Raw genomic sequence first — 12,562 nt, forward strand, 5'->3', positions numbered from 1 at the left:
GCCAATTTCATGCAGATTTCTTGAAACCACCGGCCTGCGTGGCAACCCGGGCGATCTTGACGACGTGGCTCACATAGACGCCCGGCGTGACGATGGCTTCGGGATCGAGCGCGCCCAGTTCCACCACCTCGTGCACCGTGGCAATGGTGGTCTTGGCGGCGGTGGCCATCACCGGGCCGAAGTTGCGCGCCGACATGCGGTAGGTGAGGTTGCCCCAGCGGTCGCCCTTTTCGGCCTTGATCAGGGCCACGTCGCCGTAAATGGGGTATTCGAGCACGTAGTGCTTGCCATTGATTTCGCGCGTCTCTTTGCCCTTGGCCAGCTCGGTGCCATAGGCCGTGGGGCAAAAGAAGGCGCCAATGCCGGCACCGGCAGCGCGGATGCGCTCGGCCAGGTTGCCCTGGGGCACCAGCTCCAGTTCGAGCTTGCCACTGCGGTACAGGTCGTCAAACACATAGCTGTCGGCCTGGCGCGGAAAGCTGCAGATGATCTTGCGCACCTGCCCGGCCTTGAGCAGCGCGGCCACGCCCTGCTCGGCATTGCCGGCGTTGTTGTTGACGATGGTCAGGTCGCGCGCGCCGTGGGCAATCAGCCCTTCGATCAGCTCGTCAGGAATGCCCGCCGTGCCAAAGCCGCCAATCAGCACGGTGGCGCCATCCTGCACACCCGAAAGTGCCTGCGCTACCGAGTCCGCTATCTTGTTGATCATGGAATGTCTTCCGGGAAGTATCAAAAAAACGCCCTCATTTGTTCGTAGAATGAACAAATGTTCGCATCATGAATTATAGAACGGACAGCTCCATGGGCAACCCCACCCCCTCTGCGCGCCCCAAACCCGGCGACAGCTATGTGCAGTCCTTCGCGCGCGGCCTCGAAGTCATCCGCTCATTCAGCGCCGCCGCGCCGCAGCAGACGCTGAGCGAAGTCGCCGCGCAGACCGGGCTGACCCGCGCGGGCGCCCGGCGCATCCTGCTCACGCTGCAGACCCTGGGTTATGTGGAAAGTGACGGCCGGCTGTTTCGCCTCACCCCGCGCATCCTCGACCTGGGTTTTGCCTACCTGTCGTCCATGCCCATCTGGGACCTGGCCGAGCCGGTGATGGAAGCGCTGGTGGAGCAGGTGCGCGAGTCGTGCTCGGCGGCCGTGCTCGACGGCCTCGATATCGTCTACGTGCTGCGCCTGCCCACGCACAAGATCATGCGCACCAACCTGGGCGTGGGCTCGCGCCTGCCCGCCGCCTGGACATCCATGGGGCGGGTGCTGCTGGCGGGCCTGCCCGACGACGCACTGGTGGCACGGCTGCAGGGGCTGACGCTGCAACGCTTCACCCAGTACACCACGGCAGACATGCCCACCCTGCTGGCGCATATCCGCCAGGCGCGCGCGCAGGGCTGGTGCCTGATCAATCAGGAGCTGGAAGAAGGCTTGATTTCGCTGGCCGCGCCGCTGACCAACCGCGCCGGCCAGACCGTGGCCGCGCTCAATATCAGCGGCCAGGCCAACCGCACCAGCGCCGAGGTGATGCAGGCCACCATGCTGCCCGCGCTGCTGCGCGCGGCGCAGACCATTTCACGCATGCTGGGCACCCAACGCACCTGACGCCTGACGCGCGCGCAAGCGATTGGAACCTGCCGCTGGTGGACGGCAGGCCGCGCACTGATCAGCGCTTGCGAAAGCCCAGCACCAACACCACCGCCCCCAGCGCAATGGCGCCCAGGCTCAGCCACTGGGGGACATTCACCGATTCCTTTTCTTTCACCGTAAGCTCCAGCGGACCGAGCTTGGCCTGCGTGGTTTCCTTGGTAAAGCTGAAACCGCCGGTCAAGAACCCGGCCAGCCCCAGCACGATCAGGACCACTCCGGTCAGACGCAGTGCATTCATGGCATATCTCCCCAATCCGGGGCTGTTGGACAAAGGCGCAGCAGCGACCCCGGTTTCCCCGCCTGTGCCTGGCCACTGTAGGCGTTGGCAGAGGCGGCGCGCGTAGGACGCCACCGCGATGGCGCGCCACCAGCGCCGCGCCATGACCGCCGCATCTGCGTGCTACGCTCTGCCCCCATGTTCAACCCATCCCAATCCGATGTGCGCCGCTTCCTCTGCGCGGTGCACGCCAAGACCCGCAGCGGCGAGCCCATGGAGGCTATCGAAACCCTGGCCAGCCTGTGGATCGCAGAGCACCCCGAATACCACGCCGAACTGGCCGACGCCGATGCCGCCGTAGCACGCAACTACGACGAAACGCCGGATCAGACCAACCCTTTTTTGCACCTGTCGATGCACCTGTCGATCAGCGAGCAGTGCAGCATCGACCAGCCGCGCGGCATCCGCCAGGCGGTGGAACTGCTCACGGCGCGCCTTGACTCCCTGCACGACGCGCACCACGCCACCATGGACTGCCTGGGCCAGATGCTGTGGGAGAGCCAGCGCGCCGGCCGCCCGCCCGATGGCGACGCCTACATCGCCTGCGTGCAGCGCCGCGCCACGCGGGACTGAAGCGACCCGGGCGGGTTCAGACGGTACAAAAAAGCCCGCAGGCTGCGGGCTTTGTCTTTGTGTGTGTGGATGGGCGGCGCTGGCCGGGGTCAAAGTAAACCCAGACGGACTGGCCGCTCAACGAAAGCGCGATTGCGGCACCGTGTGCAGATCGCCGTCGAGCGAGCCCACATAGCTTGCCAGCGCCTTCAACTCGGCGTTGGTGAACTGCTTGGCGATGCCGCCCATGATGGCGTTGTTGCGGCCAACGTTGGTGTTCTTTTCCACCTTGTACGATTTGAGCGCCACGAACAGGTAGTCGGCGTGCTGGCCCGCAATCTTGGGATAGGACGGGTCGATCGGCTTGGCGAAGTTGTCGCCGTGGCAAGACACGCAGGCGCCCTTCTTCAGCAACTCGGCCACCTGCACGCTGGGTTCGCGGCCGGGCTTGGCGGGCAGTTCGGCGCTGGTCTTGCCGTGTTGTTCGTAGTAGGCCGCCACATCGGCAATGTCCTGCTCGGTCAGCGAGTCGGCAATGCCGCGCATGGTGGGGTGCTTGCGCTCACCCTTCTTGTAGGCGGTGAGGGCGGCCGCAATGTACTTGCCGCTCTGGCCCGAGATCATGGGCACCTTGTGCACTTCGGGAAAGCTGGCCTGATAACCCTGAATGCCGTGGCAGCCAATGCACATCGCAATTTTCTGCTTGCCGGCTTCGACATCACCCTTGGCTTCCTGCGCGTGGGACAACGCCGTCACGGAAGCGACAGCCAGGGCAAATATCGTGGTCAACGTCTTGTTCATTTTGCGCGCACAATCGTATGAAGGTTCAGCTCAGGGCTCTGATAAGTCGGCGATTATAGCCAGCGCTTTGTCAAGCCCATCCATCAACGATCCGGTGTTTTTGTTCATGAAATTTCAAGGCTCCCAGAACTACGTCGCCACCCAAGACCTGATGCTTGCCGTGAACGCGGCCATCACGCTGCAACGCCCGCTGCTGGTCAAGGGAGAGCCCGGCACCGGCAAGACCATGCTGGCCGAAGAAGTGGCCCAGGCGCTTGATATGCCGCTGCTGCAGTGGCACATCAAGTCCACCACCAAGGCGCAGCAGGGCCTGTATGAATATGACGCCGTGAGCCGCCTGCGCGACAGCCAGCTCCAGGACGGCGACAGCGCCGAGCGGGTGAAGGACATCCGCAACTACATCATTCAGGGCGTGCTGTGGCAAGCCTTCACGGCCGACCGCCCGGTCGCATTGCTGATTGACGAGATCGACAAGGCCGACATCGAGTTTCCGAACGACCTGCTGCGCGAAATCGACCGCATGGAGTTCTACTGCTACGAGACGCGCGAGCTCATCAAGGCCAAGCACCGCCCCCTGGTGTTCATCACCTCGAACAACGAAAAAGAGTTGCCCGACGCGTTTTTGCGCCGCTGCTTCTTTCACTTCATCAAGTTCCCCGAAGCCGACACCATGCGCCAGATCGTGGATGTGCACTTTCCCACGCTCAAGAGCGAGCTGCTGGGCGTGGCGATGAAGACGTTTTACGACGTACGCAACCTGCCCGGCCTGAAAAAGAAACCATCCACCAGCGAGCTGATCGACTGGCTCAAGCTGCTGGTAGCCGAAGACATTCCGCTGTCGGCCCTGCAAAGCGCCGACAACAAGGTGGCGGTGCCGCCGCTGGTGGGCGCGCTGCTCAAGAACGAACAGGACGTGAGCCTGTTTGAAAAGCTGGTATTCATGAACCAGAGGAACCGTTGAGTGAGCGACGGCACCAACGACACCCGCCAATTGCTGGTCAACGGCTTGGCAGATGCCATTGGCTTTGTGGGGGGCGCACTGCTGGGCTTCTGGCTGGGCCAATTGCTGGGGTTCGACATCTTCGCGCCTGGCTACGGCACCGGCAGCCTGATCGGCATCGCCCTGGTGGGCATCGGTGGTGGCCTGGGCCTGCATGCGGCTCGGCGCTGGCAAAACAGCCGCCACAGCCAGCCGTCCAAGGATTGATGATCAAAGGGTAGAGACCCATGGCTTTTGTAGTACCTGTCACGCTGCGCGATCGCGGCGTCCGCCTGGAGCCCCTGGCGCTGGCCCATGAAGAAGGCCTGCGGGCCGCTGCCGCCGATGGCGCGCTGTGGAAGCTGCGCATCACCTCGGTGCCCGAGCCGCAGGACACCCGCGCGTACATCGAGGCCGCGCTCAAGATGCGCGAAGACGGCAACCGCTTTGCCTTTGCCGTGGTGGAAGACGCCACCGGCAAGGTGCTGGGCTCCACCAGTTACCACGACATCGTGCCCGCCGCGCGCCGCGTGGAAATCGGCTGGACCTGGTATGCCAAAAGCGCGCAGCGCACCCACGTCAACACCACTGCCAAGCTGCTGATGATGGGCCACGCTTTCGACACGCTGGGCTGCCATGTAGTGGGCTGGCGCACCGACAACTACAACTTTGCGTCGCAACGCGCCATCGAGCGCCTGGGCGCCAAGAAGGACGGCGTGCTGCGCGGCCACGCGCTGCGCCGCGACGGCACCATCCGCGATACGGTGATGTACAGCATGCGCTCGGGCGAATGGCCCGAGGCCAAAGCACAGTTGCTATATCTTTTAGAGCAGCATGCGCACAACCCATAAGCGCTGGAGGCCAAAATCATGCTGATCGACTTCTTTTACACCCTGCGCTCGGCCAAGTTGCCCGTGTCGGTCAAGGAATACCTCACCCTGCTCGAAGCCCTGCAAGCCGGTGTGGTGGGCCCCAAGTCGGATGACGCGTGGAGCCTGGACGACTTCTACAACCTCTCGCGCCTCACGCTGGTCAAGGACGAGAAGCACTACGACAAGTTTGACCGGGCCTTCGGCGCCTACTTCAAGGGCGTGGAAATGGTGGCCGACTTCACCAAGGAGATCCCGGCCGACTGGCTGCGCAAGATCCTGGAGAACGAACTCACGCCCGAGCAAAAGGCTGCCATCGAGAAGATGGGCTGGGACGAGCTGATGGAGACGCTGAAGAAGCGGCTCGAAGAGCAAAAGGAACGCCACGAGGGTGGCAGCAAGTGGATCGGCACCGGCGGCACCAGCCCGTTTGGCCATGGCGGCTACAACCCGCAGGGCGTGCGCATTGGCGGCGCGGGCAAGAACAAAAGCGCCGTGAAGGTGTGGGAGCAGCGTGCCTACAAGGACTACGACGACCAGCAGGAGCTGGGCACGCGCAACATCAAGGTGGCGCTGCGCCGCCTGCGCAAGTTTGCGCGTGAAGGGCATGAGCTGGAACTGGACCTGCCCGACACCATCCGCAGCACGGCAGCCAACGCGGGGTATCTGGACATCAAGATGGTGCCCGAGCGGCACAACAACGTGAAGGTGCTGCTGCTGATGGACGTGGGCGGCACCATGGATGAACACATCCAGCGGGTGGAAGAACTGTTCAGCGCCGTCAAGAGCGAGTTCAAGCACCTGGAGTTCTATTACTTCCACAACTGCGTGTACGACTTCATGTGGAAGAACAACCGGCGCCGCTTTGCCGAGAAGTTCCCCACCTGGGACATCATCCGCAAGTACAACAAGGACTACAAACTGATCTTTGTGGGCGACGCGACCATGAGCCCCTACGAGATATTGCAGCCCGGCGGCAGTGTGGAATACAACAACGAGGAGCCGGGCGCAGAGTGGCTACAGCGCCTCACGCACGCCTTCCCCAAGTTTGCGTGGATCAACCCCGAGCCGCAGGGCGTGTGGCAATACCGCCAAAGCATCAGCATCATCCAGCAGCTCATCGGCAACCGCATGTACCCTTTGTCACTCAAGGGGCTCGAAGAAACCATGCGGCTGCTGTCAAAATAAACGCATGCCCATCGCTTCCCCAACGCCGGCCCGATGGCCGGCGTTGCTGTTTTTCTGCGTGGTGTGCCTGCAAGGCTGCAGCCTGTTGCCCCGGGGCGAACACAGCGCCGCCGCCGACACCGCCTCCACGCCGGTCACCGACCGTTCCACCCTGCCCGCGTTCACGCTCGAAGTGCGTGCGCCCGACGGCGTGCGCGAAACGCTGGAACGCCATCTGGAGCTGCAGCGTTTCCGCACCTTGCCCGATCTGCAAGACGGCGAACTGCAGCGCCTGCTGGGTGCGGCCGACGCCAACGCGCGCGAACTGCTGGGCACGCTGGGCTACTTTGCCCCCACCATCACGGTGCTGATGACCGACACCCCGGGCAGCAGCGCCGCCTTGCGTGCCGTGGTGCTGGTGGCAGAGCCCGGCCCGCAAACCCACGTTGCCAGCACCCGCATCACCGTGGACGAGCGCACCGACGACGGCACCGAAAACCGCGCACGCCGGCAAGAGCGCGTGCAGCGCAACTGGTCGCTGCCGCCCGGGCAGCCCTTCACCCAGTCGGCCTGGGACAGCGCCAAGACCGACGGCCTGCGCCAGCTGCAGGTGCGGCGCTACCCCACGGCCCGCATCGCGCAAAGCCGGTCCGAGGTGGATGCCGACACCCACCAGGCGGCGCTGAGCGTGCACTACGACACCGGCCCCGCCTACCGCTTCGGCCCCCTGCAGGTGCAAGGCAGCGAACGCTACGACCCTGATGGCACGCGGCGCCTGGCCCGCCTGCCCACCGGGGCCTTTTATGACGAGGCGCAATTGCTGGACGCGCAATTGCGCCTGGCCAGCAGCGGTTATTACGACGCCGTGTTCCTCACGCTCGACACCGAAGGCAGCGACCCGCAAGCCGCCCCCGTGGTGGCGCAGGTGCGCGAGGCACGGCTGCAAAAGCTGGTGTTTGGCGCCGGCCTGTCCACCGACAGCGGCCCGCGCCTTTCGATGGACCACATCCACAACCAGCTGCCCGGCATGGGCTGGCGTGCGGTCAGCAAACTGCTGCTGGACCGCGAAACCCAACTGGCAAGCACCGAGTGGACCGACCTGCCCGACGAGAATGGTTGGCGCTGGTTTGCCGCGGCCCAGGCGCAGCGCGAAACCACGGGCGACTACCAGGTCAACAGCGCGCGCCTGCGCACCGGCCGCAGCAAAAGCAGCACGCGCATCGACCGCAACTATTTTCTGCAATACGACTACGCCAACAGCCAGGGCCTGAACGCTCCGCCCTCGGGCACGGCGCTGAGCCTGAACTACGGCTGGACGGGCCGCTATTTCAACAGCACCGTGGCGCCCACGCGCGGATACGGGCTGGCGGTGGAATTGGGGGCGGGCACCACGCTCACCCCCGAACGCGCGCCCTTTGTGCGCACGCTGCTGCGCTGGCAATCGTTCATTGCGGCGGGCCGGGTGCAGGCCGCCACCGGTGGTGCCCGCAACGCGCGCATCGCCCTGCGCGCAGAAGCCGGCGCCGTGCTGGCGCGCCAGGCGGCGCAGATCCCGGTGACCCAGCTGTTCCTGACCGGCGGCGACACCACCGTGCGCGGCTATGGCTACCGCGCCATCGGCGCGCGCACCGAGAACAACCTGCTCTACGGCGGCCGCTATCTGGGCCTGGCCAGCGCGGAATGGCAACGCCCCATCGTCTACAACGGCGCCATGACCGACTGGGAGAGCGCCGTTTTTGTCGATGCCGGCGCCGTGGCCGACCGCGTGGGCGACCTCACCGCCCGCGTCGGCGTGGGCGCCGGCGTGCGCTGGCGCAGCCCGGTGGGCCCGCTGCAGGCCGACCTGGCTTATGGCGTGCAAGCCAAACAACTGCGGCTGCATTTGCGCCTGGGGTTCAGCTTCTGATGCGCCGCCAGCCACCCGCCCATCGCGCACCCGAGGCAGATTTTTCTGCAGGCAGCGCCGCGCCAGCCACCGCCTCCGCACGCGGCATGCACGGCCAGCGGGCGCGCCGGGCGCTGCGCTTCACCGGCTGGCTGCTGGTGGGGCTGTGCGCCCTGGTGCTGGCGGCCGGCACGCTGGCCTGGTGGTGGTCGGGCCGCGACAACTCTCTGGCCACCCTGCTGGCGCGCGCAGCCCAATACCTGCCAGCAGGCCAGACGCTGGACAGCCGCGAGGTGAGCGGATCGCTGCGCAGCGGTGGCCGCATTGGCTGGCTGCGCTGGAGCAGCCCCACGCTGCGCGTCGAAGTCAGCGATGCCCGCGTGGGCTGGCAGCTGGCGCCCTTGCTGCAGCGCCGCCTGGAACTGGGCGAGGTGCATGCCGCCACGGTAACGATCACCCCGCTGGGCCCGCCCAGCACCGAGCCCCTGACCCCGCTCGACACACTGGTGCTGCCGCTGCAGATCGGCCTGCCCTTTCGCATCGACCGCCTGCAATGGGCCGGCTCGCCCGCCGTGGAAGCCCTGGGGCTGGTGGGCGACTACCGCTTTGACGGACGCCAGCACCACCTGACCATCGGCAATGTGGCACTGGCCCAGGGCCGCTACACCGCCCGCGCCACCTTGGACGCCCAGGCCCCCATGGCGCTCGATGCCACGGTGAGCGGCAGCGTGCACCAGGCCGTGCCCGGCAGCAGCGCCAGCGTGCAGGTGCTGGCCCACGCCACGCTCAAGGGCACGCTGTCCACAGCGGCGGCCCGATTGCAGCTGGATGCCCGCCTGCGCCCAGTTGCACCGGATGCACCGAATGCACAGGCTGCTGAAGCCGCCACGCCGCCCGCATCCACCGCGCCCCCCGCACCGGCCGCAAAGCCTGCACCCGCCCGACCGCGCGCCCCATCCACCCCCGCTTCCGTGCCCGAACCCATGCAGGCCGACCTGCATGCCACGCTGGCGCCCTGGGCACCCCAGCCCATAGAACAGGCCCGTGCCACGCTGCGCGCCGTCAACCTGGCCACGCTGTGGCCCCAGGCCCCCGCCACGCTGCTGCACGGCACGCTGCAGGCCGGCCCCACGGCAGCGCCAGCCGCGTCGGGCTGGGCCCTGCAGGCGCAAATCCGCAACGCACTGGCAGGCCCGTGGGACCAATCGCGCCTGCCACTCACCGCCCTGGCCGCCAGCGCCACCTGGGACGGCACGCGCTGGAGCATCCCCGCCGCCACGGCCAGCGTGGGCCAGGGCACAGCCACCGTGCAAGGCCACTACACGCCCGCCACGGGCGCCATCGATGGCAAAGCCCAGCTGCGCAACCTGCCCCCCGAGGCACTTCACTCGGCGCTGGCGGCGGCGCCCTTGTCCGGCAGCGTGGTGGCGCAGACCGAGGGCGGCGGCAACGTGGCGTTCACGGCCGACATCCAGGCCAACACTGCCACGCGGTCGCCCGGCGCCCGGGGCAACCCCAAACCCGGTACTGCGGACCAGCCCCGCACGCAGCCCGCCCCTGCGCTGCGCATCAACGCCCTGCAAGCCAAAGGGCAATGGCAGCCGCAACAAGGCGACGGCACCGTGCGGCTGGATCGCCTGCGGGTCGATGCCATGCAGGCGCGGCTGGAGGCCACCGCGCTGCAAGTGACGCTGGGCACCATCGCTGTACAAGGCCAACTGCAGCTCACCGTGCCCGGCGCCAGCGCCCAGGCCAAGGGTGCATTGGCCCCCCGCACCGGCGCCGGCGAGCTGCAGGTGCAGTGGACCGACGCCGACCGCACCCAGCGCTGGCTGACCAGCCTGCCCGGCCTGGCCACCGCCCTGCACGGCGCAACGCTCAAGGGCCAGGCGCAACTGGCCAGCCGCTGGAGCGGCGGCTGGCAAAGCCTGGCAGAGCAGCTGCAAGCCGCCCGCGCGGGCCAGGCGCTGCCCACGGACAAAACCCCGTTCACGCTGCAGGCCACGCTGACCGCGCCGCAACTCGACCTGACCCTGCCGCCAGGCAACTCCGGCAAGGCAGCCGCTGCGACCGCTGTGCAGTTGCAATCGCTGCAGGCCGAACTGTCGGGTTCGCTGCGGCAGGCCCGCCTGGCACTGGACGGCAAGCTGCGCACCGGCACGCTCCTCGCCACGCTGCACACCCGCGCGACCGGCGGGCTGGCATCGGCCGCGCTGTGGAAGGCGCAGGTGAGCGCGTTGCGCGTGCAGGCACAAGACACCACCCGCCCCGGCCCCTGGACCCTGGAACTCTCCGAGGCGCTGGCCCTGACGGCGCAGCTTGGCGCGCCCCCCGCCGCGCCCGGCACATCGGGCATGGTGGTGGTGCAGGCCGCCGCCGGCCAGGCCCGCGTGAGCGGCCCGCTGCCCGGCACCGTGGCGCTGCAATGGCAGCCCGTGCGCTACCAGTCCGGGCCGGGCACGGCATCGCGCCTGCAAAGCCAGGGCCGCCTGCAGGGCCTGCCCTTCGCCTGGCTGGATGCGCTGGGGCTGGAGGGCGCACCCGCGGTAGCCGACCAACCGGCGCAGCCGTTGCTGGCCCGCCTGGGCCTGGGCGGCGACATGGTGCTGGAGGGCCAGTGGAGCGTGGACGCCGGCGCCACCCTGCGCGCCCAGGCCAGCCTGCGGCGCACTGGCGGCGACCTGCGCATCCTCACCGGGGAAACCGCCCCCGTCACGGTGCTGCAAAGCACGGGCCAGGGCACCGGCGCGGGCAGCCCCACCGCCATCACCGCCCCCGAACCCGGCAGCCGCGCCGGCGTGCGCCAGGCCGAACTGACGCTGGAGGCCGAAGGCGAGGCCCTGCGCGCACGCCTTCTCTGGGCCAGCGATCGCGCCGGCGAGATCGATGCCAGCGCCAGCACCCGCCTCACGCTGGGCAAAACGCTGGCAGATGCGAACGGACTGGCGGGCGCCACCTGGGCGCCCGATGCACCGCTGGCCGCCAACGTGCGCGCGCGCCTGCCCGACATGGGCGTGTGGTCGGCCCTGGCCCCGCCGGGCTGGCGCGTGCGCGGCACGCTCGACGCCAACGCCACCCTGTCGGGTACGCGCGCCGCCCCCCGCTGGGCCGGCACGCTGGGCGCCGATGGGCTGGCCGTGCGCTCCATCGTCGATGGGGTGGACCTGCAAAACGGCCAGTTGCGCGCCACCCTGCGGGGCAACCAGCTAGACATCACCGAGTTCCGCCTGCAAGGCGGGCGCGGCAGCAATGCGCGCATCGCGGGTTTCAGCGGCAACCGCACGCCCGCACCGCAAGACGGCGGCACCCTCACCGGCTCGGGCCGTCTGGGCTGGGGCGAGCCCGGCGCGGGCATGTCGGGCATCACCATGGACATCACCGCCGAGGCCCGCGCGCTGCAGGTGCTGGTGCGCGCCGACCGGCAGGTCAGCGTGTCGGGCCAGGTGCAGGCGCAATTGCAGCAAGGGCAGTTCAGACTGCGCGGCAAGCTCACCACCGACCGCGCCACCATCATCCTGCCCGACGAATCGGCGCCCAGCCTGGGATCGGACGTGGTGGTGCGTTCGGCCGCCAAAGACCGCGCCGACCAGGCCAAGGCGCAGGCGGCCGGCCGCGCCAACCAGAAAGCAGCGCAGGCCGAAACTGCCCGGTCGCCCGCCGTGGCCATCACCCTCAACCTGGGCCGCGACTTTGCACTGCAAGGCCAGGGCATCACCACCCGCCTCACCGGCGAACTGGACATCCGCAGCAGCACCGTGCCCGGCGCACCGCCGCGCGTGACGGGCGAGGTGCGCACCGACGCAGGCCGCTACCGCGCCTGGGGCCAGGTGCTGGACGTGGAGACGGGCCTGATCCGCTTCAACGGCCCCTACAACAACCCCGCGCTCGACATTCTGGCGCTGCGCCCCAACATCAGCGTGCGCGCGGGCGTGCAGGTCACCGGCTCGGCGCTGGCGCCCCGCGTGCGGCTGTATTCCGACCCCGAACTGCCCGACGCCGAAAAACTCTCGTGGGTCGTGCTGGGCCGCGATGCAGCCAACGGCGGCGCCGAAGCCGCCGTGCTGCAGCAAGCCGCCCTGACCCTGCTGGGCCGCGGCGGCGGCAACCCCACCGCCCAGGTGGCCAGCCGCCTGGGTCTGGACGAAATCGGCTTCAAGGGCCCCGGCGCCGGCGAAGACGCCACCAGCGCCGCGCTCACCTTTGGCAAGCGCCTGTCCAAGGACATGTATGTGACCTACGAGCGCAGCCTGTCGGGCACGCTGGGCACGCTCTACATCTTCTACGACCTCTCGCGCCGCCTCACGCTGCGCGGCCAGACGGGCGAGAAAAGCGCCGTGGACATCATCTACACCGTGCGCTACGACTGATCCCACCGCGCAGAAATATGG

Annotated in this window: 11 protein-coding genes; 8 read left to right on the forward strand and 3 right to left on the reverse strand. The window is 67.8% G+C overall.

From position 1 onward, the window contains the following. Window positions 1-7: 7 nt before the first annotated feature. Window positions 8-709: a 3-oxoacid CoA-transferase subunit A gene (locus tag CCX87_RS14460; protein WP_087747375.1), complete on the reverse strand. Its 702-nt coding sequence runs from the start codon at window positions 707-709 to the stop codon at window positions 8-10. A gap of 92 nt (window positions 710-801) precedes the next feature. Between CCX87_RS14460 and CCX87_RS14465 the strand changes: the two genes are divergently transcribed. Then, window positions 802-1,599 carry an IclR family transcriptional regulator domain-containing protein gene (locus tag CCX87_RS14465; protein ID WP_087747377.1) on the forward strand — a complete coding sequence of 266 codons (798 nt, stop codon included), beginning with the start codon at window positions 802-804 and terminating at the stop codon, window positions 1,597-1,599. A 61-nt stretch (window positions 1,600-1,660) separates the two neighbouring features. Here CCX87_RS14465 and CCX87_RS14470 read toward each other — a convergent pair whose 3' ends face one another. Beyond that, window positions 1,661-1,882, reverse strand: coding sequence for a hypothetical protein (locus tag CCX87_RS14470; protein ID WP_198314717.1), 222 nt, complete (start codon window positions 1,880-1,882; stop codon window positions 1,661-1,663). A gap of 177 nt (window positions 1,883-2,059) precedes the next feature. Here CCX87_RS14470 and CCX87_RS14475 point away from each other — a divergent pair, with 177 nt between their 5' ends. Beyond that, window positions 2,060-2,494 carry a DUF1841 family protein gene (locus tag CCX87_RS14475; RefSeq protein ID WP_087748367.1) on the forward strand — a complete coding sequence of 145 codons (435 nt, stop codon included), beginning with the start codon at window positions 2,060-2,062 and terminating at the stop codon, window positions 2,492-2,494. A 117-nt stretch (window positions 2,495-2,611) separates the two neighbouring features. On the opposite strand, the gene CCX87_RS14480 is transcribed toward CCX87_RS14475, so the two are convergent. Next, the gene (locus CCX87_RS14480) at window positions 2,612-3,274 is read right to left on the reverse strand and encodes a c-type cytochrome (RefSeq protein ID WP_087747379.1); all 663 of its coding nucleotides are present in this window, start codon (window positions 3,272-3,274) and stop codon (window positions 2,612-2,614) included. 106 nt (window positions 3,275-3,380) lie between these two features. On the opposite strand from CCX87_RS14480, the gene CCX87_RS14485 reads away from it, so the two are divergent. From CCX87_RS14485 to CCX87_RS14510, 6 genes are read left to right on the forward strand one after another with little or no spacing between them, the layout of a single operon-like run. Then, complete coding sequence (locus CCX87_RS14485; RefSeq protein WP_087748368.1) at window positions 3,381-4,235, forward strand: AAA family ATPase; 855 nt, start codon at window positions 3,381-3,383, stop codon at window positions 4,233-4,235. Further along, on the forward strand, window positions 4,236-4,481 hold the full coding sequence (locus tag CCX87_RS14490; protein ID WP_087747381.1) for a hypothetical protein: 246 nt from the start codon (window positions 4,236-4,238) through the stop codon (window positions 4,479-4,481). It abuts the gene before it with no gap. Window positions 4,482-4,501: 20 nt separating this feature from the next. Continuing rightward, entirely contained in the window at window positions 4,502-5,104 is a 603-nt protein-coding gene (locus CCX87_RS14495; RefSeq protein WP_087747383.1) for a GNAT family N-acetyltransferase, read from the forward strand. An 18-nt stretch (window positions 5,105-5,122) separates the two neighbouring features. Then, complete coding sequence (locus CCX87_RS14500; RefSeq protein WP_087747386.1) at window positions 5,123-6,310, forward strand: vWA domain-containing protein; 1,188 nt, start codon at window positions 5,123-5,125, stop codon at window positions 6,308-6,310. Window positions 6,311-6,314: 4 nt separating this feature from the next. Next, on the forward strand, window positions 6,315-8,195 hold the full coding sequence (locus CCX87_RS14505; RefSeq protein ID WP_087747388.1) for an autotransporter assembly complex protein TamA: 1,881 nt from the start codon (window positions 6,315-6,317) through the stop codon (window positions 8,193-8,195). Continuing rightward, a complete protein-coding gene (locus CCX87_RS14510; protein ID WP_087747390.1) occupies window positions 8,195-12,541 on the forward strand; it encodes a translocation/assembly module TamB domain-containing protein in 4,347 nt (1,448 codons plus the stop codon). The genes CCX87_RS14505 and CCX87_RS14510 overlap by 1 nt, the downstream gene beginning before the upstream one ends. Window positions 12,542-12,562: the final 21 nt, after the last annotated feature.

Origin of the sequence: Acidovorax sp. T1, assembly GCF_002176815.1 — a bacterium.
Lineage (GTDB): Bacteria > Pseudomonadota > Gammaproteobacteria > Burkholderiales > Burkholderiaceae_C > Acidovorax.